The sequence below is a fragment of the Candidatus Avelusimicrobium alvi genome (genome assembly GCF_958451995.1).
Taxonomy (GTDB): Bacteria; Elusimicrobiota; Elusimicrobia; order Elusimicrobiales; family Elusimicrobiaceae; genus Avelusimicrobium; species Avelusimicrobium alvi.
In genome coordinates this window covers 1-26137 of sequence record NZ_CAUDSG010000003.1, presented here as the reverse complement: position 1 = coordinate 26137, position 26137 = coordinate 1, and the positions used below count along the sequence as shown (strand labels likewise).

23 protein-coding genes and 1 pseudogene are annotated in these 26137 nt (G+C 54.4%); 12 read left to right on the top strand and 12 right to left on the bottom strand.

The window, feature by feature from the left end; genetic code table 11:
* Positions 1 to 12 precede the first annotated feature (12 nt).
* From ACQY36_RS01330 to ACQY36_RS01305, 6 genes and pseudogenes are all read left to right on the top strand, one after another.
* The gene (locus tag ACQY36_RS01330; protein WP_428077407.1) at positions 13 to 930 is read left to right on the top strand and encodes a phosphate acyltransferase; all 918 of its coding nucleotides are present in this window, start codon (positions 13 to 15) and stop codon (positions 928 to 930) included.
* Between the two features lie 48 nt (positions 931 to 978).
* Positions 979 to 2259 carry a peptidoglycan DD-metalloendopeptidase family protein gene (locus ACQY36_RS01325; protein ID WP_428077406.1) on the top strand — a complete coding sequence of 427 codons (1281 nt, stop codon included), beginning with the start codon at positions 979 to 981 and terminating at the stop codon, positions 2257 to 2259.
* A complete protein-coding gene (locus ACQY36_RS01320) occupies positions 2256 to 2825 on the top strand; it encodes an ATP/GTP-binding protein (protein WP_428056259.1) in 570 nt (189 codons plus the stop codon). The genes ACQY36_RS01325 and ACQY36_RS01320 overlap by 4 nt, the downstream gene beginning before the upstream one ends.
* A gap of 3 nt (positions 2826 to 2828) precedes the next feature.
* Positions 2829 to 3392, top strand: coding sequence for an ATP/GTP-binding protein (locus ACQY36_RS01315; RefSeq protein ID WP_428056261.1), 564 nt, complete (start codon positions 2829 to 2831; stop codon positions 3390 to 3392).
* A gap of 321 nt (positions 3393 to 3713) precedes the next feature.
* Positions 3714 to 3806: pseudogene (locus ACQY36_RS01310) on the top strand (SEC-C metal-binding domain-containing protein); the annotation flags it as partial.
* Between the two features lie 580 nt (positions 3807 to 4386).
* Positions 4387 to 4902, top strand: a complete 516-nt coding sequence (locus ACQY36_RS01305) for a type IV pilin protein (protein ID WP_428077405.1) — start codon at positions 4387 to 4389, stop codon at positions 4900 to 4902.
* A 56-nt stretch (positions 4903 to 4958) separates the two neighbouring features.
* Here ACQY36_RS01305 and ACQY36_RS01300 read toward each other — a convergent pair whose 3' ends face one another.
* Both ACQY36_RS01300 and ACQY36_RS01295 read right to left on the bottom strand, forming a co-directional pair.
* On the bottom strand, positions 4959 to 6218 hold the full coding sequence (locus ACQY36_RS01300; protein WP_428077404.1) for a tetratricopeptide repeat protein: 1260 nt from the start codon (positions 6216 to 6218) through the stop codon (positions 4959 to 4961).
* 2 nt (positions 6219 to 6220) lie between these two features.
* A complete protein-coding gene (locus ACQY36_RS01295) occupies positions 6221 to 6715 on the bottom strand; it encodes a YajQ family cyclic di-GMP-binding protein (protein WP_428056269.1) in 495 nt (164 codons plus the stop codon).
* Positions 6716 to 6887: 172 nt separating this feature from the next.
* Here ACQY36_RS01295 and ACQY36_RS01290 point away from each other — a divergent pair, with 172 nt between their 5' ends.
* A complete protein-coding gene (locus ACQY36_RS01290; RefSeq protein WP_428056271.1) occupies positions 6888 to 8204 on the top strand; it encodes an MFS transporter in 1317 nt (438 codons plus the stop codon).
* 215 nt (positions 8205 to 8419) lie between these two features.
* On the opposite strand, the gene rpsT is transcribed toward ACQY36_RS01290, so the two are convergent.
* Entirely contained in the window at positions 8420 to 8701 is a 282-nt protein-coding gene (rpsT, locus tag ACQY36_RS01285) for a 30S ribosomal protein S20 (RefSeq protein ID WP_428056273.1), read from the bottom strand.
* A 116-nt stretch (positions 8702 to 8817) separates the two neighbouring features.
* Between rpsT and ACQY36_RS01280 the strand changes: the two genes are divergently transcribed.
* Positions 8818 to 10185 carry a GIY-YIG nuclease family protein gene (locus tag ACQY36_RS01280; protein ID WP_428071774.1) on the top strand — a complete coding sequence of 456 codons (1368 nt, stop codon included), beginning with the start codon at positions 8818 to 8820 and terminating at the stop codon, positions 10183 to 10185.
* A gap of 60 nt (positions 10186 to 10245) precedes the next feature.
* On the opposite strand, the gene ACQY36_RS01275 is transcribed toward ACQY36_RS01280, so the two are convergent.
* From ACQY36_RS01275 to gltX, 4 genes are all read right to left on the bottom strand, one after another.
* Entirely contained in the window at positions 10246 to 10869 is a 624-nt protein-coding gene (locus ACQY36_RS01275) for a CatB-related O-acetyltransferase (RefSeq protein WP_428077403.1), read from the bottom strand.
* Positions 10870 to 10939: 70 nt separating this feature from the next.
* Positions 10940 to 12019: a type IV pilus twitching motility protein PilT gene (locus tag ACQY36_RS01270; RefSeq protein ID WP_428056279.1), complete on the bottom strand. Its 1080-nt coding sequence runs from the start codon at positions 12017 to 12019 to the stop codon at positions 10940 to 10942.
* Positions 12020 to 12038: 19 nt separating this feature from the next.
* Positions 12039 to 13982 (bottom strand): hypothetical protein, encoded by a 1944-nt coding sequence (locus ACQY36_RS01265; RefSeq protein ID WP_428077402.1) that lies wholly within the window; start codon positions 13980 to 13982, stop codon positions 12039 to 12041.
* 28 nt (positions 13983 to 14010) lie between these two features.
* Positions 14011 to 15474, bottom strand: coding sequence for a glutamate--tRNA ligase (gene gltX / locus ACQY36_RS01260; RefSeq protein WP_428077401.1), 1464 nt, complete (start codon positions 15472 to 15474; stop codon positions 14011 to 14013).
* Between the two features lie 121 nt (positions 15475 to 15595).
* On the opposite strand from gltX, the gene ACQY36_RS01255 reads away from it, so the two are divergent.
* Both ACQY36_RS01255 and ACQY36_RS01250 read left to right on the top strand, forming a co-directional pair.
* A complete protein-coding gene (locus tag ACQY36_RS01255; RefSeq protein ID WP_428077429.1) occupies positions 15596 to 16669 on the top strand; it encodes a metallophosphoesterase in 1074 nt (357 codons plus the stop codon).
* The gene (locus tag ACQY36_RS01250) at positions 16666 to 18360 is read left to right on the top strand and encodes a glycoside hydrolase family 3 N-terminal domain-containing protein (RefSeq protein WP_428077400.1); all 1695 of its coding nucleotides are present in this window, start codon (positions 16666 to 16668) and stop codon (positions 18358 to 18360) included. The genes ACQY36_RS01255 and ACQY36_RS01250 overlap by 4 nt, the downstream gene beginning before the upstream one ends.
* On the opposite strand, the gene ACQY36_RS01245 is transcribed toward ACQY36_RS01250, so the two are convergent.
* The gene (locus tag ACQY36_RS01245; protein ID WP_428071974.1) at positions 18302 to 18949 is read right to left on the bottom strand and encodes a DedA family protein; all 648 of its coding nucleotides are present in this window, start codon (positions 18947 to 18949) and stop codon (positions 18302 to 18304) included. The genes ACQY36_RS01250 and ACQY36_RS01245 overlap by 59 nt on opposite strands.
* 136 nt (positions 18950 to 19085) lie before the next feature.
* Between ACQY36_RS01245 and ACQY36_RS01240 the strand changes: the two genes are divergently transcribed.
* Positions 19086 to 19739 (top strand): outer membrane beta-barrel protein, encoded by a 654-nt coding sequence (locus tag ACQY36_RS01240; protein WP_428071975.1) that lies wholly within the window; start codon positions 19086 to 19088, stop codon positions 19737 to 19739.
* Positions 19740 to 20297: 558 nt separating this feature from the next.
* The gene (locus ACQY36_RS01235; protein WP_428077399.1) at positions 20298 to 20774 is read left to right on the top strand and encodes a pilin; all 477 of its coding nucleotides are present in this window, start codon (positions 20298 to 20300) and stop codon (positions 20772 to 20774) included.
* 59 nt (positions 20775 to 20833) lie between these two features.
* Here ACQY36_RS01235 and holA read toward each other — a convergent pair whose 3' ends face one another.
* From holA to ACQY36_RS01215, 4 genes are read right to left on the bottom strand one after another with little or no spacing between them, the layout of a single operon-like run.
* Positions 20834 to 21844 (bottom strand): DNA polymerase III subunit delta, encoded by a 1011-nt coding sequence (gene holA / locus ACQY36_RS01230; protein WP_428077398.1) that lies wholly within the window; start codon positions 21842 to 21844, stop codon positions 20834 to 20836.
* 1 nt (position 21845) lies between these two features.
* Positions 21846 to 22427 carry an LPS assembly lipoprotein LptE gene (gene lptE / locus ACQY36_RS01225; RefSeq protein ID WP_428056293.1) on the bottom strand — a complete coding sequence of 194 codons (582 nt, stop codon included), beginning with the start codon at positions 22425 to 22427 and terminating at the stop codon, positions 21846 to 21848.
* 41 nt (positions 22428 to 22468) lie between these two features.
* Entirely contained in the window at positions 22469 to 24982 is a 2514-nt protein-coding gene (leuS, locus tag ACQY36_RS01220) for a leucine--tRNA ligase (protein ID WP_428072024.1), read from the bottom strand.
* Positions 24983 to 25041: 59 nt separating this feature from the next.
* Entirely contained in the window at positions 25042 to 25929 is an 888-nt protein-coding gene (locus ACQY36_RS01215) for a tyrosine recombinase (RefSeq protein WP_428077397.1), read from the bottom strand.
* Positions 25930 to 26137 lie beyond the last annotated feature (208 nt).

Sequence of the window (26137 nt, the reverse complement as noted above, 5' to 3'; positions counted from 1 at the left end):
AGAATTAAACGTATGAAATTCAAAAGCTTTGCTGATTTGATTGACCAGGTAAAAGGAAAATCAAACAGAGTAGTCGTGCCGGGCGCCAACAACAAAGAAGCCCTGGAAGCCATTAAGATGGCCGATGAGAACGGTCTTATTTCCCACGGGATTTTGATCGGCCCCGTCGCCGCCGTAAAAGAAATTGTGGCCCGGGTGGGGCTGGATGAGAGCAAATTTGAATTTATTGACTGCGAAGACGTTTCCACCATGTGCAAGTTGGCGGTTGATCAAATTCTGGCCGGAAAAGGCGACTTTTTGATTAAAGGCCTTGTGGACACCAAGTATTATATGAAAGCGATTTTGAATAAAGAAGCCCACTTGGTGCCGGAAGGCGCGCTTTTGTCGCACTTTGTATTGTTCAGCACGCCCAAATATAAAAAACCGTTCGCCGTTACCGATTCCGCCGTCGTCATCGCGCCGACCCTGGAACAGAAAGCGAAAATCATCCAAAACGCCGTGAACACCATGCACAAGCTGGGGCTGGAAAACCCGAAAGTGGCCTGCGTGTGCCCGGTAGAAAAAGTGAACGAAAAGATTCCGTCCACGGTGGACGCCGCCGCCCTGGCGCAGATGAACGCCGAAGGCAAAATCACGGGCTGCACGGTGGAAGGGCCGTACGATTTGTACATCTCCCTCTCGCCGGAAAAAGCCGCCGAAAAAGGCATCACGGGCAAGACCGTGGCCGGCGACGCCGACATTCTGATGCTGCCGGACCTGGATGCGGCCAACCCGCTCTATAAAGCCCTTACCTTCTTTGGCGACCGGATGGAAGCCGCCGCCGTTCTGGTGGGGCCCACCATTCCGGTCATCCTGCCTTCCCGCGCCGATGACCCGAAGGTAAAGCTCAACGCCATCGCGCTGTGCTCGTTCTTGAAAGACCAAAAATAACAAGCAAGCAGAAAGGGGCGGCCTTACGGGCCGCCCCTCCCTATGCCTATGAAAGCAAAACTTGTAGCGTTTTTCCGCCGCCATTACCGGCGTTATCACGATATCCTGTTTTACGTGCTCACGCTGTGCGTGATCGCCGTTTCCACTTTTGCCGCCCTGCATATTTCGCGCGTCAAAGATGAAATGGAACGCGAAAATTTGCGGGAGCGCGAAATTCCCGTGGTGGAGTACACCGTTAAAGACAAACCGATTTACGTCGCCTTGCAGGAAGCGGGTCTTTCCAACCAGGAAGTGGCCCAAATCGTGGGCAAGCTGGGTTCCGTGGCCGATACGCGCAAACTCCAAAAGCGCGACACGTATTCTATCTCCGTTGATTCCGACAACCGCTTTATTCTTTTATTGCTGACGCAGGGTTTTAAACGCTATTATGTAGCCAATGTGGACGGTGCGCTGGTGGCCGGAGTGAGCGACGTGGAGATTAAAACGCGCATTAAAACCGCCGCCGGCAAAGTGCAGGGTTCGCTGTTTAATTCTATGCTTGCTAAGGGGCTTCAGGTGCCGCTTATCCTGGATTTTACGGATGCGTTTTCCTGGACCGTGGATTTTAATACCGACACCCGCAACGGCGACGAATACACCGCCCTGTGGGAAGAAAATTACACCGCCTCGGGCGAAATTACCAGCCAGGACCTGCTGGCCGCCTCGTACAAAGGCGCCGAAAACGGAAGCACGACCTACGCTTTCTATTTTGAGGACGATTTTTACGATGAAACGGGCAAAATGAGCAAAAAGATGTTCTTAAAATCGCCTATCAGCTTTCGCAATTACCGCATTTCATCGCGTTTTTCGTACGGCAGAATGCACCCCATTTTAAAAATCCGCCGCCCGCATTTAGGCATTGACTATGCTGCCCCCACCGGCACGCCCGTGCAGGCCGTGGCGGACGGAACGGTGAAATTCGCCGGCCGCAAAGGCGGCTTTGGCAATTTTGTGGAACTGCGCCACGCCAACGGATACACCACGATGTACGGCCATTTAAAAAGCTTTGGCAAAGGCGTAAAATCCGGGGCCAAGGTAAAACAGGGCCAAACGGTGGGTTACGTGGGCAGCACCGGGCTTTCCACCGGCCCGCATTTGGATTTCCGTATTAAAGAAAAGAACAAGTTTGTGGATTTCTTAAAAATGAAAAACCGCAATTCCGCCGTGCGCGACGTGCCGAAAGACAAGCGGAAAGAATTTGAAGAGTTAAAAGTGTTATACTTAAAAGAATTGGACGCGGCCGGCAAAGCGGTCTCAGAAAAACCGGCCGTGCCGGAGGAAAAAGCATGAAGCATAAGAAAATAGCTCTTACCGGCGGCCCGAACAGCGGCAAAACCACCGCTCTTTCGGTGCTGAAAGAGACCTTTGGCCCGCAGGTGGAACTGGTGCGCGAAGCCGCTACGATGATTTTCAGCGGCGGGTTTCCGCGGCAGGACAACAGCCGCCCCCATATTGAAGCCGCGCAGCAGATTATTTTTGTGGCCACGCGGGAAATGGAAAGCCTGGCCGAGCGGTCTTCGGACGCGCAGTTAATCGTGTGCGACCGCGGCACCGTGGACGCAGCCGTCTACTGGCCCGGCGGCGTGGAAGATTTTTTTGCGCGCATGAATACGACGCTGGACGCGGAGCTGGCCCGCTACGACGCGGTGCTCCATCTTTCTCCGCCCGCCAATCCCGCGTTTTACCAATCCACGCACGTACGTACCGAAAGCCTGGAAAAAGCTTTTGAAATTGACCGCAAAATCCTGCAAATTTGGGATAAACACCCCCGCCGGCTGGTGGTGGGCGGTACGGAGCACTTCCTGGAAAAAGCGGAAGTGATTAAGAATTTTGTAGAAAAAATCATTAAAGGATAACTTATGAAAAAAATCGTTTTAACCGGCGGCCCCAGCGGCGGAAAAACCACGGCCCTTTCCATTTTGAAAGAGACCTTCGGCAACAAAATCGCGCTCGTGCAGGAAGCGGCCACGCTGATTTACAGCGGCGGTTTCCCGCGTAAAGACAACAGCCCCGTGCATATTGAGCACGCCCAAAACATTATTTTTTATACCGTGCACCAGCTGGAACAGCTGGCCGAAGCCACCTCTGACGCCAAAGTGATGGTGTGCGACCGCGGATCCATTGACGGCGCGGTATACTGGCCGTACGGCGCGGACAATTTCTTTACGTCCATGAAAAGTTCGCTGGACGCGGAGCTGGCGCGCTACGACGCGGTCATCCACCTTTCTCCGCCGCCCGAGAAAGATTTTTACCAGGCCACCAATGTCCGCACGGAGAACCTCCAGCAGGCGTTTGACATTGACGATAAAATTTTAAAAATCTGGGAAAAACACCCCAACCGCCTGGTCGTTCCGCGCGAGAAACATTATTTTGAAAAAGCGGAAATCATCAAAAATTTTGTAGAAAAACTTATTTCCGAATAATCAAGGAGCTGTAACTGTATGTGGAATCCGTTTAAGAAAAAACAAGAAGAGGACGCCGCCGCGCAGCCCGCGGACGGGAAACCCTCCAAAAAAGAGTCTATTGAAGAGCGCATTGAGCGGGAAATTGATTCGCTCCCCGCGATGATTAAAGGGAAGCTCAAAGACCCGGCCATCAAAAAACGCTTTATTGATATTGCCAAGCGCATGGAAAAAGACGGTGTGGACTTTAAAAGCATCCGCCAGATGAAAAAGTGGATGAAAACGCACGAAGCCGAGCTGAAGGCCGGACAGGCCGGCGGCGCGCCCGCCAAGGTGGAAACCGTGGTGCACGACGGGCCGAAAATCGGCCGCAACGACCCGTGCCCCTGCGGCAGCGGGAAAAAGTACAAAAAGTGCTGCGGCGTTGGCAAATAGCGCGTTTGGCGACTGGAATTTACAAGGACGGGCGGGAATTTTCCCGCCCGTCCTTTTATGAATTCCGCTCACAATAAACCCCGGGCGTAAGCCCGAGGGATGGAGTGTGTATCCCGCCGCAAGAAAACGGAGTTTTCTTATTAAACAGACTGGATCCCGGCTCCATGGCCGGGATGACGGCCAAATTTGTAAATCCTTTCCTTTTAGCGGGGGGCAAAATCAAGCGAAGCTGAGATTTTGGAACAAAAGATACCCCGGGCGTGAGCCCGGGGAGTTTCATGTATAGTAGTTCTCCGTCTGCGCCGGGGATTGTGATTGTACTTTTTATTTAGCGGCATTGTTTAAACAGTGTGGCCCCGTCAGTCGGATGTGCCCGTACAGAGAACCACCCTCCAAGAAACTTTTGCATCCCCAAATGTTTCTCTCCCAAGTATCTAAAAGTACCGTATTTTGTTGAACCCTGGCCAGGCCAGAGAAGGGAGCCCAGGCTCTGGGCCCTGCCCCCGGCAAGGGGGTTGATTTGTTTTTTTTTTTTGATAAATTGGGAATATCAACTTATATAAATAGGGGGATATATCCCGTGCAGAAAAGCCTCGGATTTACGCTTATAGAGCTATTAGTAGTGGTTTTAATTATCGGTATTCTAGCCGCAGTTGCGCTGCCTCAGTACGAAACAGCTGTGGCCAAAAGCCGCGTGGCGCAGGTGCTGCCGTTTATGGCCAGCGTCAAAACGGCGCAGGAAGCCTATTATATGGCAAACAGCACTTACAGCTATAAATGGGACGGGCTGGATATTTCGCTCCCGGCCGGGCTGGAGGTAACGGACTGCATTTCCGGCGGGCGCGATACCGAATGCGTTACCTTTCCTTTTGGCGTGCGGTGCAGTCTGCTCAGCAGCGGCGGCAGCGTCTATTGCAGCGGCGGGGCAAGCAAATTGCCGGAGATAGGCATTTCGTATGATTATGGGGGGAATAAATCTTCGTTGGGGGCGCGGCTGTGTTTTGCCGTGCCGGACAGTACGGCGGAAAAGGTGTGCAAGTCTTTAGGGGGAAAATTTGTAATCAATCAATACGGGCAGAATCGTTACAGTTTTTAGTTGTGCCCATTAAAAAACCCGCGTTCAACACGCGGGTTTTTTAACATACTTAAAGTTTATTTCTGCAGGCGCGAAAGGCGGCCCTGGGCTCTGGAAGCGAGCTTGTCCGTCGGGTAATTGACAATCAGCTTTTGGTAAATGTCAATCGCCTGGGCGTCTTTGTCCTGCTGTTCGTAGGCATAGCCCAAATCAAACATCAGCTGGGGCGCACGCGGGCCTTTGGGGTAGGCCAGCAGGGCTTTTTCCAAAGACTGGGCGTACTTCGTTTGGTCGCGCATCCGTTTTTTAGCCACATTGGCGGCTTCCAGCAGGGAGAAGGTGAACTTTTCCTCATCGGCGCTGAATACGGCCGCCGTCTGGTGCAGGGTGTTGTAGGCCTCGCCGTAGTTTTTGGTTTTTATGTATACGTCGGCTTTGCCCCGGTAGGCTTCGTAGGCGGCCGGCGTATTGCCCAACAGTTCAATGGCTTTGTCGTAATTGATGAGGGCGCTGTCAAACTGTTTGTTGTTTTCGTCCAAAATCGCCATGTGTTTGTAGACGATGCCCGTTTCGGCCGAGCCCGGGAATTCGCGCAGTACATTGGTATAAGCGGCCATGGCGTTGGCGGTGTCTTTTAAATTGTCGGCGTAAATATCGCCGATCAGGCGCAGGCTGGCGGCGCGGTACGGCGTTTTGGGATACAGTTCGCCGGCTTTTTTGTATTGGGCGATGGCGGCCAGGTAGTTGCCGTTTACACGGTGCAAATCCCCGTACCACAGTTCCACTTTGTCGCTGTTTTTATAATCCGGGTTGCGGGCGAAAAAGGATTCAAACGCTTCGGCGGACGGCGCATAAAGCGTGCGGCCGGAGAGCTTGGAAAGCGCATATAACGCTTCGGTTTCGCGGTCCGCGGCGGTTGTGGCGTCCGCCGGCAGAGCGGCCGTAAACAGGGCGGAAGCTTCTTCTCTCCCGGCCGGGGTAACGGACAGCACGGCATCGGCCATTAACGGGTTTAACAGGGCCGCGTCCACCTGCGGGAACATTTTGCGCAGTTTAAAAAGCGTAACCAGCGCGCGGGCGTTTTCCTGCGCGCGCATATACAGGCGCGCCTGCAGCAAAAGAGCGTCCGCCGCGGCGGGCTGTTTTTCGTGCTGCACCGTCCAGGTGCCCAGGCCGTCCGCAAGCGTTTTGGCAAAAGCGCGTTCTTCGCGGCCGGGGTCGGCGGGGAGGGTTAAGGCCTGCTTCTTGTAAAACTCAAGCGAAGCGGCGGCGTCCGCGGCGCGGACGCAGGGAGCGGCAAAAAGCGCCGCAAAAAGGACTAAAAGAAGTTTGCGCATAGTTATCTGTAGTTGGTGAATTGGAGTTCCAGGCCGAAGTCCTGCCCTTTCAAAAGAGCCATGGTGTTTTGCAGTTCGTCTTTGGATTTGGACGAAACGCGCAGCTGGTCGCCCTGGATGGAAGCGGAGACTTTCAGCTTCGCGTCCTTAATGGCTTTGGAGATTTCCTTGGCTTTGTCGGACGGAATGCCCTGCTGGATTTTCACCGTCTGCTTGGCGGTGCCGCCCAGGGCGGATTCAATTTTCTGCGGGAGCATATTTTTAAGCGGAATGCCGCGCTTGGCCACGCGGGTGAAAATAATGTCGCGCAGGGTAGCCACTTTGTATTCGTCGCTGGACGCGAGTTTCAGTTCGTTGTCTTTTTGGTTCAGCTCAATGCTGGAATTGGTGCCTTTAAAATCATAACGGTTGGTAATTTCTTTATTGGCGGCGGCGACGGCCTCCGAAATCACGTTTAAATCCACTTTGGACACAATGTCAAAGCTGTAATCTGCCATAGTAAAACCTCCACAACCGGCCGGTGCCGATTTATTTCCTATATTATATCTTTTTTTGTACAATGATTTTACCGGCAAGCCGTGCCGTGCCGTATACGTTTGCCGCCATATCCTACGGAGGTTGACTCGTACGTTTGCGCCGGGATGTGCCTTATCCGGCGATACTTCTCTTATGAATATCAAAATTCGCTTGACCGTAATGAATTTCCTCCAGTTCGCCGTCTGGGGCGCGTACCTGACGTCTATGGGCACGTTCCTGGCCGGGGCCGGGCTGGCCGAGAAGATTGGTTTGTTTTACGCGGCGCAGGGCTTTGTGTCGCTTTTTATGCCGGCGATAATCGGCATCGTGGCGGACCGCTGGATTCCGGCGCAGAAGCTGCTGGGCATCTGCCACCTGCTGGCGGCGGCCGGTATGGCCGGGGCCGCGTATTTCGGCTCGCTTCCCCAGGTGAGCTTTGCCGCCGTATTCGGCTTATACACGTTTAGCGTGGCTTTTTATATGCCCACTATCGCGCTTTCCAACTCCGTGGCCTACACCGCGCTGCGCCAGGGCGGTTTTAACACCGTCTCCGCGTTTCCGCCCATCCGCGTGTTCGGCACCGTGGGTTTTATCTGCGCGATGCTGACGTCTAACTTTACGGGCTTCCAAAATACTTATGTGCAGTGGTATTTCTCCGCTGTTTTGGGGCTGATTCTGGGCGTGTACTGCTTTACGCTGCCCGCCTGCCCCACCTGCGAAACCAAGGCCAAAACGCTGGCCGAAGCGCTGGGCCTGAAAGCGTTTGCGCTGTTTAAAGAAAAGAAAATGGCCATTTTCTTTATCTTCTCCATGCTGCTCGGTATGTCTTTGCAGATTACCAACGCCTACGCCAACCCGTTTATCAACGGCTTTAACTCTTTGGCGGGGTTTGCGGGCTCGTGGGGGGCCAATAACGCCAACGCGCTTATTTCGCTGTCCCAAATGTCCGAAACGCTTTGTATTTTGCTGATTCCGTTCTTCTTAAAACGCTTCGGCATTAAGAAAGTGATGTTAATCAGTATGTTCGCGTGGGTGCTGCGCTTTGGGTTTTTCGGCATCGGCAATCCGTCCACCGCGTCGGGCATTGTACTGCTGATTCTTTCTATGATTGTGTACGGCGTGGCGTTTGACTTCTTTAACGTATCCGGTTCGCTGTACGTGGACAAAGAAACCGACCCGGTCATCCGCTCCAGCGCGCAGGGCGTGTTTATGCTGATGACCAACGGCTTCGGCGCGATGATCGGCACGCTGGGCGCCCAGTGGGTGATTAACAAGCTGGTCAACGTACACATCAACGCCTACACCGCCGCGCACGGCTTTTTGCCTGCGGGCGAAGTGTATCCGGCGGAAATCTCCCGCTCCATTATGACGGGCTGGAGCGAATCGTGGTTTGTGTTCGCGGGCTTCTCGCTGGTGGTGGCGGTGCTGTTTGCGATGGTGTTTAAATACAAACACGTGCCGGAAGCGTAAGTAAAATTTAAGGTTCAAAAAAGCGGCGTTCCCCTTGGGGGACGCCGCTTTTTTGCGGGGAAAATATGTGGCGGGCCGATAGGGCGCGTCCCGCCGGCGCAAAATCCCGCGCCGAACCGGGGACGCCGGCTGAGCGGGAAGCGCCGCGCCGAACGGCGCGCGGGACATAAAAAAACCGCCCTTTTGCAAGGGCGGTTTTTAAATCGGCTGAAGACTTATTTCGCTTCGGCTTTGTTGGCGGCTTTGGCGAGTCTGGATTTCTTGCGGGCGGCCGTTTTCCAGTGCATCACGCTTTTTTTAGCGGCTTTATCAATGCAGGATTCGGCTTTTTTCAAGTCTTCTTTCAGCGTGGCGGCTTTCGTTTTGACGGAAGCGGCTACGGCTTTGGTGGCCAAGCGGACTTTTTTGGTTAAGCCCTTGTTTTGGGAAGTTCTTTTTTCAGCTTGGCGCTGCGCTTTGATGGCGCTAGTGTGTCTACCAGTTTTTAATTTTGCCATTTAATAATTCCTCTATAGAAAAATCGGTTATTAATATTTTATCCTATTATTTCCGCCGGGTCAACTTCTTTTTTAACGCTTCGGCGTGAGGGCGCGGGAAATGTTAAAATAAAATTATGGATCCCAGATTAGATATTTTACCAAATAAACCCGGCGTTTACATTATGCGTTCTAAAGAAGGCGCGATTATTTACGTGGGAAAAGCCAAAAACCTGGCCGACCGGGTAAAGCAGTATTTTCAGGAATCCAACCTCTATTCGCGCGGCTGGAAGCTGCCCAGCCTCCTGCCGATGATTGCCAAAATAGACTATGTTACCTGCGCCAGCGAACGCGACGCGCTGGTGCTGGAAGAAAAACTCATCAAGCAATACCAACCGTTTTTTAATTCGCTGGGCAAAGACGGCAAAAGCTATCCTTATTTAAAACTTACGATGGGGGAGGATTACCCCCGCCTGCAGCTTACCCGCCGCGTGGTGCGCGGGAAAGACCTTTATTTCGGGCCGTACCCCAAGTCCAGCATCGTCAAAAGCCTGATGCGCTTTTTGTGGAAGAGCAAATACGCGCCCCTGCGCCCCTGCAAATGGAATTTTTCGCGCGAGCGCCCGCTGGACCCGCGTAAAATAAACACCTGCCTGTATTATCACACCGGCCAATGCCCGGCCCCGTGCGCGGGGAAAATATCGTACGGGGAATACCGCGAAATCGCGGAGCGAATGGCGCAGTTTTTAGACGGACATTTTGGCAACATTACCGAAAACATCACCGCTCTTATGAAACGCCACGCCGGGAAGCTGGAGTACGAACAGGCCGCCGTGTACCGCAATTTTTTGCACGCGCTTGCGCATATGCAGGAGCGCGTGCTGGTGGGCCGGTTTAAAGACGACCAAATCACCACCGCCATGCAGAATACCGATAAATTAAAACGCCTGGCGCAGGTAATCGGCATGCACAAGCTTCCGGCGCATATTGAGGCGTTTGACAACTCCCACCTGTTCGGGCGCGAAGCGGTGGGGTGTATGGTGTGCTACGTAAACGGCGAGAAAAATCACGAGCATTACCGCCGTTTTAAAATCCGCTCCAAACTACCGGAAGGCGGCGGGAGCGATTTTGCGATGATGGAAGAAAGCGTCTACCGCCGGCTGCGCCAAATCAAGCGCGACCCGGCCCAAACGCCCGATTTAATTCTGCTGGACGGCGGGAAAAGCCAGATATCCGCCGCGATGAACGCGTTTGACCGCGCCGGCATCTATATCCCGTTTATTTCGCTGGCGGAAACGCACGAAGGCATATACCTGCCGGGAGCGGCGGAAAGCATTAAGCTGCCGGTGGGGGACCCCGCCTTAAACCTGCTGATGGAAATCCGCGACGAAGTGCACCGCTTTGCCGTTACCTACCACCGCAAACTGCGCGAAAAGGCCGAACTGACCGGGCACCAAAGCCAGGAAGGGCTGATTGACGGCAAGGACCCGGCGGGAAGGGAATAGCCCTCCGGCCGGCGGGGTTCGGCCGGTACATCAGCGTGCGTCAAAGGCCGTTCGGTGCCGTTACAACGCGGCGGCGGCTTGCTCCAGCGCGTCCAAATCGTTGTTGCATAACAAGGGTTTTAAGGCGTTGAATTTTTCTTCCGGCCAATCGTAGATTTTTAATTTTAACAGCCTTTCTATTTGTTCCGGCGCAAAGCGTTTGCGTATTTCTTTGGCCGGATTCCCGCCGTAAATGGTGTACGGTTCCAAATTTTTGGCTGCCACCGCTCCGGCGGCCACCACGGCTCCCTCGCCAATCGTTACCCCGGGCATAATAAGAGCGCGCAGGCCAATCCATACGCCGTCCCCGATGACGGTGGGGCCTTTGGCGCGGTAGGACTCGGTGATTTTATCCGCAAACGGAAAGCAGGAAAACCAATCCGTGCGGTGGGTGTGGTTGCCGCCCATTAAAATGACGGCTTCGGGGCCGATGGACACATAATCGCCGATGTAGAGCTTGTCCGGCTCCCAGGCGGACTGCCAGTTTTTAAGGCTGTGTTCGTCCCCGTACAGGTAGCGCACGGCGCGGTCTTCAAACGCGCCGTCCCACGCGCCGCTGTAGTAGCTGTGGGAGCCCTTAATAATAATGTTGGGGTTCTTGACGGTTTGGCTTAAATTTTCGGTGCGGGACCAGTTGATTTCCATAGAGTATCCTGTAAAAACCAGCCTTTAAACGGTTGTTTAAAGGCTGGTGAAAATAGTTTGTACGCCGGGTTTATTTGAAACTGGCGGTGCCCAGCTTTTGCTGGAGATACGTTTTAAGGCCGGACGGATCCGCCGTGTGCGACAGGGCTTCCTGATAGCTGATTTTCTTTTGAATGTACAAATCGCCCAGGGCCTGGTTCATGGTAATCATACCCATCCCCACGCTGGTTTGCATGGTGGAGATAATTTGTTCGGCCTTGCCGTCGCGGATTAAGCTGCGCACGGCGGAGTTGGCCAGCAGCACTTCGCACGCCATGGCGCGGCCGCCGGTGAGCGTGGGGATTAACTGCTGGGACAAAATAGCTTCCAGCACGAACGAGAGCTGCGTGCGGATCTGCGGCTGCTGGTTGGCCGGGAAAACGTCAATGATACGGTTGATGGACTGCACGGCGTCGTTGGTGTGCAGGGTGGCGAATACCAGGTGGCCGGTTTCCGCCAGCGTCAAACAGGCTTCCATCGTTTCGCGGTCGCGCAGCTCGCCCACCAGGATGATGTCCGGGTCCTGGCGGAGGAAGTGTTTTAAGGCGTCGGCGAAAGAAAGCGTGTCCGCGCCCACTTCGCGCTGGTTGACGATGCTGCGTTTGTGCGGATGGACGAATTCAATAGGATCTTCCACCGTCATGATATGGTTGCTTTCGTTCATGTTCAGGTAGTTGATCATACTGGCCAAAGACGTGGATTTACCCGAACCCGTGCACCCGGTAACGAGTACGAGGCCTTTGTTGAGCTTCATGATATTGTACACCACGGGCGGGAGGTTGAGCTCTTCAAACGATTTGAAATCGTTGGGAATGGAGCGCAGGGCGGCCGCGACGCAGCCTTTTTGTTTATAGATGTTTACGCGCAGACGGCCGAGCGATTTGATGCCGAACGAAAAGTCCAGCTCCAGTTTTTCTTCAAACTGCTGACGTTGTTCGTCGGTCATAATGGAGTAAATAAGCGTTTGCGCGCTTTCTTTGGTAAGGGCTTCAAACTGCGTGGCGTACAGGCGGCCCTGAATACGCAGTACGGGCGGCACGCCGACCGTAAGGTGAATATCGGAAGCGTTTTTCGCTTTCATCAGTTTGAACAAATCGTCCATTAATATCATATATCAACCCTCTTTATGGTTATTGAATTTTGCCGACCAGGTCCAGCGCGATATTGTTTAAAGCCCCGGTCAGTTTGCCGCTTGCGGCGTCCGCCTGGAAGACGTATACAATCGGTTCCATACGCGTCTTCGTCAGCCTGTATTTTACAATATATGTGCTTTTATGCAAAGGTTCCGCAGACCAGGAGCCCGTATACCCCTGCGCTTTTTTGGTTTGGTACAGGCGGTCAAAGTAAGACGCTATGGTGCCCCGGGAGCCGGAAAGCTGGTAGTTCTGCACGACGGCAAGGGCTTTGTCCGACAGAGAAGGCTGCACCTGGGGGGCGGGCGGCGGCACGGGGATATCCGGCAGCAGTTCCTCCACTTCTTCCGGCCCGTCCGGCAGTTTGGCGTTGGCCGGGGGCGGCAGCGCCCCGGTTTCGGGGGCGGGAGAAGGTGCCGGCTCCTGCGCGACGGTCTGATTAATGAAAAAGGCCGCGCCGACGGCCAGCAGCGCCGCGAGTACGGACAGGGCGGCCTTGGCTTTTTTGTTGGAGCGGCCGCGGGCGATGCGTTCGTTTTGGGTTTGGGTTAAAAATTCTTCAATTTCCGGCGTCTGGTTCAGGCGCGGTTTCACCTGGTTAATCTGCGGCTCCACCGGCACGTTTTTGATGGGTTCTTCCAGCTCCGGCGCGGGGACTACTTCCAGCTCCCCTTTTAGAATGTTGCGCACCGTCTCTTCTTTCGGGTCCGCAGGTTCTTCTTCGGCGGCTTGGGGCACCAGCTCTTCGGGCTGTTCCTCCGGCGCGGGTTCCTGCGGGGCGGCCTCTGCGGCCGGCGCGGGTTCGCGCGTCTCTTCGGAAGCGGCTTTTGCCTCTTCCCCCGGCTGTGTTTCGGCGGTCAGCGTTTGCCCGTTCGGTTCTTCCGGCGGGGCGGACGTATCCCCGGGCGTTTGGGCGGCATCGGATGACGGAGCTTGTACGTCCTGCGGCGCCGGCAAAGCGGAGTCTGCTTCGTTTAAGACGGCTTCAAAAGGGATTTCTTCCGCCGGGACGGGCGGCAGGTCCGTTTCCGGGCGGCCCAGCACGGGGAGCGAAAAGGTCGGCGCGTCCGCTTCTTCCAGCGGCGCGGGTCCGGCGGGAGCTTGTTCTTGTTTTTCGGAAGCCGGCGCGGGCTCTGGTTGCGGCGTATTTTCCGCCGGCAGTTCCCGGCGTACGGTTAAAATCAAATCGTCTTCGGGGGCGGCGGAAATCGGCACGGAGAGCGGAGCGGACTGTTTTTGGGCGCGCGGCGGTTTGTTGGCTGCTTGCTGGGGTGTTTGTTCCGCTTGCGGTTTGTCCGTTTGCGTCCGGGGCTGTTCAGCTTCCGCGCGGGCGGCGTCGGTTTCCCGCTTAGCGGGAGAAGCTTGCTCGGCGGGCGCTTCGGCGGGGAAAAGTTCGTCTGCTTCTTCCGCCGCGTCCGAGGTAAATTCGTCAAACGGATCGTCTTCTATGGGCTGGATTTCTTTGTCCGTCGGCGGCGCGGTTTTGTTAAACTGCGTTTCCAGCGCGCGCGCCAGGTTCATATCCGAGTTTTCATTCGGGTCCGGGATGCCCAGAATGTTGCCCAGGTCTTCGCCTTTGATATTGTTGAAATAATCTTCAATCGGTCCCGGCTTGGCGGGCTTTTTCGGGATTTCCAAAGACGGCGCTTCCGCCGCGTTGTCCGCCGTTTCCGCCAAAGGAGAACGCTCTTTTAACAGCGTGTCCATTTCTTTGTCAAAGGAATCGGTGTTTTCATCCGGTTCCGGCGGCTGGGAGGGGAAAGCTTCCTGGGAGTTAAAATGAAAATCCGGGAACGAGGACGCCGTTTTCCAGTTGTCCTCGTTCTCGCTGAAATTTTCGGGGCATACCAGGCTGGTTTCGGCAAAGCCCGGGCGCGCCGCAAGCTCTTTCGGCGTGAACGGGCCCACTACGTCGTTTCCGTCAAAAAACCAGTATTTCATGGCATCCCTTGCCCGGTTTGGGGCGGAACTATTTGCAGTGCTGAAGCGCGTTTTTAAGCCGCGCGGTTACGGTTTCCTTGCCCATATATTCCAGCATTTTAAACAAGGTCGGCCCGTGGGTGCGGCCCGAAACGGCCACGCGGACGGGGTGGAAAATCTGTCCGGCCTTCATGCCGTTTTCTTTGGCATAGGCGCGCGCGGCGGCTTCCAGGCCGGCTTCGGTAAAATCCGCCAGGCTGCCGTACACGGCGCACATGCCTTCCAACACTTGTTTGGCTTCGGGTTTGGAGAAAACTTTATCCACCGCTTCCTGCTCAAACACGGGTTCTTCAAAGAAGAAGCGGATTAAATCCGGAATTTCAGTCAGCAGTTTGTATTTTTCCTGCTCCAGGCCGATGATGCCTTCCAGCTTGGCGCGGTCCGCTTTGGATACGTCAATGCCGGCTTTTTCAATAAACGGCATAGCCAGGTCGGTCAGGCGGCTAAGCGGCGTGGCGCGGATGTATTCCCCGTTCATCCAGTTGAGTTTTTCGGGGTCCATCACGGCCGGGCTCGGCTGACAGCCGGCGATGTCAAATTTTTCTTCCAATTCGCCGGGGGCAAACAGCTGCTGGGAATCGGGCGTGGCCCAGCCCAGCAGCGCGAGGTAGTTTTTAAGCGCTTCGGGCAGGTAGCCCATGTTGCGAAACTCTACGACGTTCGTCGCGCCGTGGCGTTTGGAAAGTTTTTTGCCGTCCGGCCCGTGAATCATGGACAGGTGCGCAAAAATGGGTTCTTTCCAGCCCAGCGCGCGGTAAATCTGGATTTGGGCGGGCGTGTTGGAAATGTGGTCGTCCCCGCGGATGACGTGCGTCATACGCATTAAGTGGTCGTCCACCACTACGGCAAAGTTATAGGTGGGGTAGCCGCTGGTTTTTTGAATTACGAGGTCGTACAAATCTTTGCTGGCGAATTTAACGTGCCCGCGGATGAGGTCGTCCCACTCCACGTCGCCTTCCTGCGGCATACGGAAGCGGATGACGTATTTGCGGCCCTGGGCTTCCAGCTCTTTTTGCTGTTCCTCGGTCAGGTGGCTGCATTTGCCGCTGTATTTGGGCGGACGGTGTTCGGCCAGGCATTTTTGGCGGTTGGCTTCCAGTTCTTCTTCGGTGCAGTAGCATTTGTAGGCTTTGCCTTCGGCGAGCAGCTGGTCAATGTATTTTTTATAAATGCCCTGGTCGGCGCGGATGGCCTGGTAGTAGGGGGAGTCGGGCCCTTTGTCGGCGCCGTTTGGCATGGGGCCTTCGTCCCAGGTTAAGTTCATCCACTGCATACCTTCAAAAATGGCGTCGGTGGACGCTTGGGTGGAGCGTTCTTCGTCGGTATCTTCAATGCGGAGCAAAAACGTGCCTTTATTTTTTTTGGCGAAAAGGTAGTTGAAAAGCGCGGTGCGAACCCCTCCGATATGCAAAAATCCGGTCGGAGACGGGGCAAATCTAACTCTTACGGTCATAAGGTTTTATGTCCTCTGTGTATTTATAGTGGTACGTATATAAATATATTATACTTATTATGGTAAATTTTTTAAAATATATAAAAGTGATTTTCTGTCGGTTTGGGGGTAGTTTGTGAGTATGTTTTTTATTGTGGCTTCCGTTATTTTGTGGCTGATGCAGGTAACTGTGGGCGCGTGGCTGTATTTTGCGTTCCCGCAGGTTGGGTGGAAAATCCCGGTGGTGCTGGCGCCGGCGGCGCTGACGCTGGCCATCCGTTTTTCTATGGAATATACGCGCACCCACTGGGGCGCGTGGGAAGGCTGGGCCTATTATCTTTCCTATACCTGGGGCGGGCTGGTGTTTCTGGCGTTTTGCATCTGCGCGCTGTGCGCGCTGGTGCAGTGGGCGCTGTTCTTTTTCCACGTAAATGCCCGCGCGTGGCTGGGGCCCGTCAGCGTGGGGCTGATGGTGCTGGTATCGGCGATGGCGATATACGGCGGAGCGTCTTCGCCGCGTGTCAAACGCGTGGCCGTGTCGGTGCCCGGCGCGCCCAAAATGAAAATTGCGCTTCTTTCGGATTCGCATTTGGGGTTGGGGGTGTCGCTTAAACGGTTTGATAAAGCCATGAACACGCTGGAGGCCGAACAACCGGATGTGCTGTTGGTGCTGGGCGACGTGTTTGAGTACGGCCCGCACCGCCGCGCGTATGCCGAGCGGCTGGCGCAGGCCGACATACCTTTGGGCGTGTACGGGGTATTCGGCAATCACGAGTATTATGTGGGGTATGAAAACTCCAAACAGTTTTTTAAAGACGCGGGCATTACGCTTTTGGAAAACGAAACCGCCGAATTGCCCGGCGGCGTGCAGGTGGCGGGCGTGAAGGATGTTCGCACCGCGCGCGTGAGTAAAAAAGACGTGGAAAATTTGCTGGCCAAAACGGATAAGTCCCGCCCGCTTATTTATTTGAGCCATACGCCGCTTTACGCCGAAGAAGCCGCCGCCGGCGGCGCGGACTTGATGTTCAGCGGCCACACGCACAACGGGCAGATTTTTCCGTTTAACTATTTGGTGCGCCTGCAGTTTCCGCGCGTGTACGGATTGTTTGACGTGGACGGTATGAAATTTTACATCACGTCCGGTATGTTCTACTGGGGGGTGCCGCTGCGGTTTCTCGCTCCGGCGGAAATCCCGGTGATTGAGGTTAATGAATGAGAATTCTCCTGCTGGCCGCTTTGCTTCTGTGCCCTTTCGGGCTTGCGGCCGCGCCGCGGTTTGAAGATTTATCCTACGAAGAAAAACTGGGCCAGACCCTGGTGGTGTTTGTGGATGTGGACAGCGCCGAACTCGTGCGCCCGGCCGTGGAATCGGGCAAGATTGGCGGGGTGCTGATTCAGTGGGGGAATTATTCGCTTAAACAAACCAAGGAGCTGGTGGACAAACTCCAACGCTGGGCCGCCAAAAGCCCGCACCAAATTCCGCTGCTGATTTCCATTGATTACGAAGGCGGCACCGTCTACACCCCCATTACCCTGGGCTTTGACTATCTGCCCACCAATATGATGCTCTCCGCCGCGCGCGATGAAGAAGGCGCGGCCGCCATTGCGTATCTGTCCGGGCTGGAACTGCGCCGGGCGGGCGTGCATATCAATTTTTCCCCGGTGCTGGATGTAAACAGCAATCCCCACAACCCGATTATCGGCGTGCGTTCGTTCGGGTCCGACCCGGCAAACGTAACGAAGATGGGAATGTCGTTGGTGAACGGTTTTAAGGCGGCGGGCATCGTAAGCGTGGTGAAGCATTTCCCGGGGCATGGGGATACGTCGGAAGATTCGCACTACAACGTGCCCGTGGTAAAAGCCGATTACGCGCAATTGCAAAAAGTGCATCTGGCTCCGTTTGCTGAAGCCGTGCGCCAAGGCGTGCCCGGCGTGATGACGGGGCATATTTTGTATCCGGCGCTGGACAGCCGGAACATCGCCACTTTTTCCAAACCGATTTTGCAGGATTTGCTCCGCACGCAGATGGGGTTTAACGGGCTGATTGTAACCGACAGCCTGGATATGAAAAGCGCGACGTCTTTCTGCACCATTGCGGGCTGCGCCGTACGCGCGCTGGAAAGCGGCGCGGATATGATTTTACTGGGGCGGTACGTACGGCCCGTGTCGGTTTTTAACCAGGTGAATAAAGAAACGCGGGAAAAGAAATTGGAGTCGCGTGTGGAAGAAGCCGCGCGCAAAATTTTTACGCTCAAGGAAGAGCTGGGGCTTTTGGACGGCACCCGCACGATGCCCTCGCCCATTGAGCAGGCGTATAAGACCGCGCTGGAGAAGATAAGCGGGCAGTCCGTCACCCTCGTGCGCGACCGCAACGGCCTGCTGCCTTTTACGCCGCCGGCGGATAAAAAGGGCAAGCCCACGGTGTGCGCGGTGTTTTTTGCGCCGTCCCGTTTTGCCGACCAGCTGATGAGTTTCTCCAAACCGTTTTTACAAAAAGGCTGGAAGATACGCAGTTACAACGCCGCGCTGACGCCCCGTAAAAAAGACAGCGCCCGCGCCGCCGAATGCGCCAAAGGGGCCGATTTGCTGATTCTGACCAGCCTCCAATGGGCCGACAAAACCAATATCAACCAAAAGAACGCCATCAACGGGCTGATTAAAGAAAACAAAAACACCGTATTTATTTCCACGATGAGCCCGTACGATATAAAAAATTACCCGGAGGCGGACGTGGTAATCGCCACCTACGGGTTAAATAAATACGTACTGCAAACCGCCGCCGACATTATTTTGGGCAGCGTAACGCCCAAGGGTATTCTTCCGGTGGATTTGATGCTGCCGGAAAGCGTCAGCTCTTTTTCCGGTGAGCGTTCCAAAACTCGTACACCGCGGGCAGTACGGAAATAACAATAATCGCCACCACCACATAGTGAAAATGGTTCTGCACCACCGGCAGATCCGCAAAGAAGTATCCGCCCAGCGTAAACAGCAGCACCCATAGCGCCGCGCCGATGACGTTGTAAGACGCAAAATGCAAATACGTCATTTTGCCGATGCCCGCCACAAACGGCGCAAACGTGCGGATAATGGGAATAAAACGCGCGAGGATAATGGTTTTGCCGCCGTATTTTTCGTAAAACGCGTGGGCTTTGTACAAGTGGTTTTTGTTGAGGAAGATGCTGTCCTCTTTGGTAAACACTTTGGGCCCCAGCCATTTGCCGATTTCGTAGTTGCAAAAATCCCCCAGCACCGCCGCCGCAAACACCACGGGCATCAGCCAGTACAAATTGATGGAGCTCCCTTCCGCGGCCGCCAGCGCGCCGCAGGCAAACAACAGCGAATCCCCGGGCAGAAACGGCGTAACCACCAGGCCCGTTTCACAAAACACCACCGCAAAAATGACCACGTAGAGCCAGACGCCCATCCAGGCCGCCCAGGCGTTTAAATGCACGTCCAAGTGCAGAAAAATATCAATTACCTGTGATAAAAATTCCATACATTAATTGTACAAAATAGCGGGGAGGGGTTTTGTGCCCGGCGGAGAAAAAAGAAACGGGATGACAAAGCCGCCTTTTTTGTGCTATAATAAATTAACTTACTTACCGGTAAGTAATAAATTTAGGAGAATGTTTATGACGTTGCGGAAAGTGTGTTTGATGTTGTTGTGTGTATTTTTGGCCGCGGGCGCGCAGGCGCGGGAATACCGCGCGGGCGACGTGGTTGTCGGGCTGGGGGCGGTGTTTTCTCCGCTGGGCCTGGGCAGCGACTGGGGGGAAGTGAACGTGGAAGACCAGACGGCCAACATCTCGCACGACGCCAAGTTGGGCCAGCCCGGCATGGGGGTTGAAGTGCAGGCGTTGTATTTCGTTCATCCGCGCGTAGCCGTAGGGGTGGGGTTTGAGGACCAGTATTTCTCGCGGGACCTTTCCAGCGGCTGGGAATTGGACTCAAGCACCCGCGAGCACAGTTATATGGCCGTCGGCCGCGTATATTTAACGCCCGAGGCCGGCTACAAATTGTATATTCCGCTGGCGGTGGGCGTGAGCGATACGGACATTACCGTAGATTTCGGCCCCAGAGAGCATTTCCGCTATACGGGATTTGCGTACTATGCGGGCCTGGGGGTGGAGCGGCCGCTGGGAGAGCGCTGGGCGCTGGGGCTGGAAGTGCGCTACAACGGCAATAAATTCCACGATTCTAAAAATATCACCAACGGCGATCACGTAGTGGTCTACCGGCAAGACAATTATATTTCCGCCATTTTGCGCGCAAACTACCGCATTTAACATACATGGACGGGGGGTAAACCGGTAAACCGTGAAAAAGGAGCTCTTTTAAGAGCTCCTTTTTTGTGTCCTGCGGGCCGCCGGATGGGGGCTGTTGTGCCGTTTTAAGCAGGTCTTAGCCGTGTTGTTGCCGTTGTGGTTCCGGCCTTAGCCCGTCTATAAAATCCGTTTTACGCGGGAGAAGCGTTTTATTTGTCTGAGCGATAGCGAGTTGTAAAACGCGCCGCGTAAAACTGGATTTCAGGGGCACCGGCCGGCAGTCTTTTTATCCCTTTGTACGGTTGCTTGGCGACATTGTTTAAATAGTGTGGCTCAATTAGTCGGATGTACCCGCATAGAAAACCGTTCCCTGGAAAACTTTTGCATCCCCAAATGTTTCTCTCCCAAATATCTAAAAGTGCCGTATATTGCCAGGCCCTGGCCAGGCCAGATTGCCTGCCCCCGGCAAGGGGGTTGATTTGTTTTTTTTTTGATAAATTGGGTAAAGCACGGCCAGTCTTGCTTCCTACTCCTATACCACTTCCGCGCCGGGCAAATCTGCGTTTTCCCGGAGTATTTATGCAAAAAGGCTTTACTTTGATAGAACTGTTGGTGGTGGTGCTGATTATTGGTATATTGGCGGCTGTCGCACTGCCGCAATATCAGCAGGCGGTGGATAAAGCCCGGTGGAGTAATATGGCGGCGCTGACCGAATCATTCCGCCAAGCGGTGGAGGTGGCTTATATGGCCAACGGCGGCACGGAACCCGGCTGGGATGAACTAGATATAGAAATGCCCGCCAGCTGCACGCAGGTCGGCGGGCCGCGGGACCATTACGTATGCAGCGATTTTTATGTGGATTTGTATACAGGCTCGTCTCAGAATCTGCGCGCGTGGAGCAGCTTGATGGATGCCGATACCCAATACTATTCCTGGCTGAATTTTTCGCCTTATCCCGGGCGGCGTGAATGCCGGGCCGGCACCGAGCGCGGCATCCGGCTGTGCCGTTCGCTGGGGGGCGTGGAAGAAACATCCGGCGTATATGTATTGCCGTAGCGTGTCGGACCAATAAAAAACACCGGTTTGGGGCCGGTGTTTTTTATGCTGTGCGAAACTTATTTGTTAAACAGCGTAAGCAGAATGCCTTTTAAAACGATTTTCGGGTCCGACGCGGTGGACGATTTAAACGCGCTGTCCGCGTCAATAATGCGGTTTAAGGCGTTTAAAAAGTTCTTTTGCGGGGGGAACGACCGGGCGGAAGAAACCAGGCGGTTTTCCCAGTACATAAGGCCCGCCGCGCGCAGGATTTCCGCCGGAGCCATGCCCGCGTCCGACAGGCGTTTAATGCGCGCCATTTTTAAAATGGGGAATGTCATTTTGCTTAAAATGCCGACGGGTTCCTCGCCGTCGTCAATCAGTTTGTCCACCAGCGCGACGGCCCGCGTTTTGCTGCACGCGGTAATAGCGTTGGAAAGCTCAAACGGGTTTTCCTCTTTGCTAAACCCGATGCAGGCCAGCACGTCTTCTTTGGTAATGTTTTTCGTTTCGTTTTCGGCGGTGTAGAGGTACAGTTTTTCAATTTCGTTTGCCAGCGCGTTAAGTTCGCCGCCTACGCTTTCGCACAAAAGGTCCACCGAGTCAAAATCCGCCTTTAAGCCCTTTTCCTGCATTTTTTGGCGCACCCAAGAGGCCAGCTCGTCTTTTTTCAGTTCGTCAAAATTCGCCACGCGTCCCGCGTCCGAACATACTTCCGCCAGCACTTTTTCCGTCTTCATTTTTTTGGAATCGTTATGCGTCAGCACGAGCGTAGTGGTGGGGAGGGGATTATCCAGGTAGCGGATTAACGCCTCTTTGGGTTCTTTGCGCAGCTTCTCCACGCCGGTAAGTACGATGAGGCGGCTGTCCGAAAATACGGGGGCGGTGTTGGCCAGCGCGAGCGCTTCGCCCAGGTCCGCCTTGTCGGCTTCGCTTTGGTAGGAGTTGAAATCGTCCGGATGAAGGACGGCGCGGATTTTTTGGATGATTAAATTCTTGCGGTAGACGTCTTCCCCCGTCAGTAAATAGACGGGGGATACGGTATTTTTTTCAAGTTCTGCGGTCAGTTTTTCGGCGGTTACTTTGGGCATTTTACTGGGTGATGGTGGTATATTCCGGGTTGTTCATCACTTTCTTTTTGTTTTCGCTCATAACCGAGCCGAACCCGTCCACCGTGCGTTTGACGATGTCTTTGGAAAGTTTTTGGAACACCACGTCGCGCGCCTGCACTTCGGTCAGGCCGCCGGGCAGGGTGGAGGCCGCGTAAATCTGCGTGCCGAGGAAAGCCGGCTCGCGCCAGACGGGCGCGTTGGTGGTCTTGTCCATCAGCACCACGTCCAGCCAAATATCCATACGGTAGACGGTGGGGATTAACTGGCTGTCGTACTGGATGGGCACGTTTAAGTAGCGGGAAATGGTGGTAACCACCACGCCTTCCGCGCCGTTGTTTTCGGCCACGATTTGATAGGTGCCGTTGCGCAGGAATTCGTCGTAGAGTTCGTTGTAAAACTTGTCTTCCAGCGCAAACACTTCGGTTTTGTTGAGTATCGGCCGCACGGCGATTTTTTTGATGTGCTGCGGCATAATTTGGGCTTGCGGTTTGTATACCGCGCCTTCGCTGGCGCAGGCGGCCAGCGCGGCCGCGCCGCAGAAGGCGAACAAAAGTTTTTTCATAAATGCTCCGTTTCCTGCCAAGCCGCCGGGCGGCCAAGCGTCTATTTTTTGGGGGCGGCCACGATGCTTACCATGCGGCCGGGAACGACGATAATTTTTTTGACTTCAAATCCTTCCAAACTCCGGGCTACTTTCTGGCTGGCGAGCGCGATTTTTTCAATCTCTTCGCGCGCGGCATTGGCGGGCACGGCCACGCGGTCGCGCACTTTGCCGTTAATCTGCACGCCGATTTCCACCGAGTCGTCCTGCATCAAATCCGGGTCGGCTTCGGGCCAGGCGGATTTAACCACAAAGCCTTCGTAAGCTTTTTCCTGCCAGATTTCTTCGGTTAAATGCGGGGCGAACGGGTGCAGGAGCTTTAAGAACGTTTGGAACGATTCTTCGCTCACCTGCGGCAGTTTGCTCAGGTCGTTAAAAAGCACCATTAAAGAAGAAATGGCCGTGTTAAAGCGGAAGTTTTCAATGTCTTCGCTTACTTTGGCGATGGTTTTATTCTTTAAAATTTCGCTCTTGCGCGGATTGGCCTCGGCGGACAATTTTACGCTTTCGCTCCAGGCCGCCACGCGTTTTAAAAAGCGGGAAATGCCTTCAATTCCTTTCATATCCCAGGGCTTGCTGGCTTCAAACGGGCCCATAAACATTTCGTACATGCGGAACGCGTCCGCGCCGTACTGGGAGAGAATATCGTCGGGATTGATGACGTTTTTCTTGGATTTGGACATCTTTTCCACCATCGGCGAGAGTTCCTCCCCGGTGGTTTTTAAGAAGGCTTTTCCGTCTTTAAAATCAATTTCTTCGTAGCCGTGGTACGCGCCCATTTTGTCGCGGTACGAGAACGCCAGAATCATCCCCTGGTGGCGGAGTTTCTGGAACGGTTCTTTGTGGCTGACGACGCCCAAATCAAACAATACCCGGTGCCAGAAGCGCGCGTACAGCAAGTGCAGCACGGCGTGTTCCGCGCCGCCGATGTAGCAGTCCACCGGCCCGTAGGCTTTTTCAATCGCCGGGTCCACCGGCGCCTGGTCGTTGTGCGGGTCCATATAGCGCAGGTAATACCAGCAGGAGCCGGCCCACTGGGGCATGGTGTTGGTTTCGCGTTTGGCGGGGCCGCCGCAGTGCGGGCAGGTGGTGTTGACCCACTTCTCCACCGTCGCCAGCGGGGATTCGCCGGTGCCCGAAGGCTCAAATTTTTCCACTTCCGGCAACGTCAGCGGCAGCTGGTCTTCCGGCAGCGGCACGACGCCGCATTTGGGGCAGTGTACAATCGGAATCGGCTCGCCCCAGTAGCGCTGGCGGGCAAACACCCAGTCGCGCAGTTTATAGGTGGTTTTTGCGTCGCCCAGGCCGCGTTCGGCCAGCCATTTAATCATGGCGGCTTTGGATTCTTTTACGCGCAAACCGTTTAAAAAGCCGGAGTTGACCAGTTCGCCGTCCCCGGTGAAAGCTTCTTTTTCCACGCCCTGTTCGCTTTTGATGACTTCAATAATCTCAAGGCCGAATTTTTTGGCGAAGGCATAGTCGCGCTCGTCGTGCGCGGGCACGGCCATAATGGCGCCGGTTCCGTAGCCCATCAGGACGTAGTCGGACGTCCAGACCGGGATTTTTTTGCCGTTTACCGGGTTGACGGCGTATGCGCCGGTGAATACGCCGGTTTTGTCTTTGTTCAAATCGCCGCGTTCCAGGTCGCTTTTTTTGGAAGCGTCGGCCTGGTATTTTTCCACGGCGGCTTTTTGTTCGGGCGTAACGATTTTATTTAAAATGGGGTGCTCCGGCGAGACGACCATATAGGTCGCGCCGAAGAGCGTGTCCGGCCGGGTGGTAAATACCGTTAAGGTGTCGTCGTGTCCGTCCAGTTTGAAAATTACATTGGCGCCGTTGGATTTGCCAATCCAGTTGCGCTGCATCGTCAGCGTGCTTTCGGGCCAGTCCAGCTGGTCCAGGCTTTCCAGAAGTTTTTCGGCGTAGTCGGTAATGCGCAAAATCCACTGGCGCAGCGCCTTGCGTTCAATGGTGTGGCCGCAGCGTTCGCACTTGCCGTTAAAGACTTCTTCGTTGGCCAGGCCCGTTTTGCACGACGGGCACCAGTTTATCGGTACGGTGGATTCATACGCCAGGCCCTTTTTAAAGAGCTGCAGGAAAATCCACTGCGTCCATTTGTAATACTTGGGGTCGGTGGTGTCAATTTCCCGGTCCCAGTCGTAGGCCAGGCCGATGGATTTGATTTGGCGTTTGAAATTTTGAATGTTTTTATGAGTGGTAATCCGCGGATGGATTCCCGTGGAAATGGCGTAGTTTTCCGCGGGCAGGCCGAAGGCGTCCCACCCCATGGGGTGCAGTACGTCAAAGCCGTTCATTAGTTTGTAGCGAACAAGAATGTCCGAGGCGGTGTAGCCTTCCGGATGGCCTACGTGCAGGCCCGCGCCCGACGGATAAGGGAACATATCCAGGCAGTAAAATTTCTTGCCTTTGGGCATTTTGGGGCTGGCGAAAAGGTTGGCTTTTTCCCAGCGTTCTTGCTGCTTTTTATCTATTTGCGGAAAGTTATCAATACTCATAATACTTCTATTCTAACAATTTTTAGGTTTAAAATCAGCCCTGTTGTATAGGAAAGGGATTATCCTCGCGGATGGAATTTTTTATGCTTGTTTTTTAAATCGCTTACGTCCAGATGGGTGTAAATCTGCGTAGTGGTCAGGTTGGCGTGGCCGAGCATTTCCTGCAGGCTTCTTAAATCCGCGCCGCCTTGCAATAGGTGCGAGGCGAACGTATGGCGGAACAAATGCGGGTGCAGGGGCTGCGAGATGTTGGCCTTGCGCCCCAAATCCGCCAAATCTTTCCATACCGTGATGCGGCTTATCTTCTTTCCGTTCTTGTTTAAGAACACTTCCGAACCCACGTTTTTGGCGGCGAAGTGCGCCTCGCGCACGGAAAGGTATTGTTTGATACGCCGGCAGGCCTGCGGGTGAATGGGCACAAAGCGCTGTTTGCCGCCTTTGCCGAAAGCGAGCACCCAGCCTTCCTCGGTGTTGACGTTTTCCAAACGCAGGTTGATAAGTTCGCTCACGCGCAGGCCAGCCGCGTATAAGAGCTCAATAATCGTAACGGTGCGGATTTCGGCCAGCGTTTCGGCGGGGTAGGAAAGCAGGCGGTCCATTTCTTCGCGCGTCAGCTGGGTGGGTATTTTCTGCGCGAGCTTGGGGGATTTTAAAAAGCGGGTCGGGTCGTCTTTGATTTTTTCTTCAATTAACAGAAATTTATAAAAGCATTTAACGGCTTCCATTTTGCGAAATACGCTGGAAGTAGCCAGTTTTTCAATCACGCGCAGCTGGTAGTTGTACTGGTCCAGAAATTCGGGTTCAATGGCCAGCGGGTCTTTCTCGTTGGCGATGCAGTATTCCAGGAAACTTTCCACGTCGGCGCCGTACGCCGCCACCGTATTTTTGGAGAGCTGGCGTTCAAACGTCAGGTGATTTTTGAAATCTTCCAGTAAAAAGTTTTCCATATCTTTATTATAAGTTTTTTGACGCTTCTTGCGCCTTCTCCCCTGCGGGACGGAGCCTCCGGGCCCGGAGAGTCGTTTTGCTGTTTTATGCAGGTCTTAGCCCTGTCTATAAAACGCCTCAAGGCGGAAGAATGTTTTTACTTGTTTGAGCGGTAGCGAGTTGTAAAAACATCCGCCGCGAGTGCGTTTTATAGGGCCCGACCTGCGA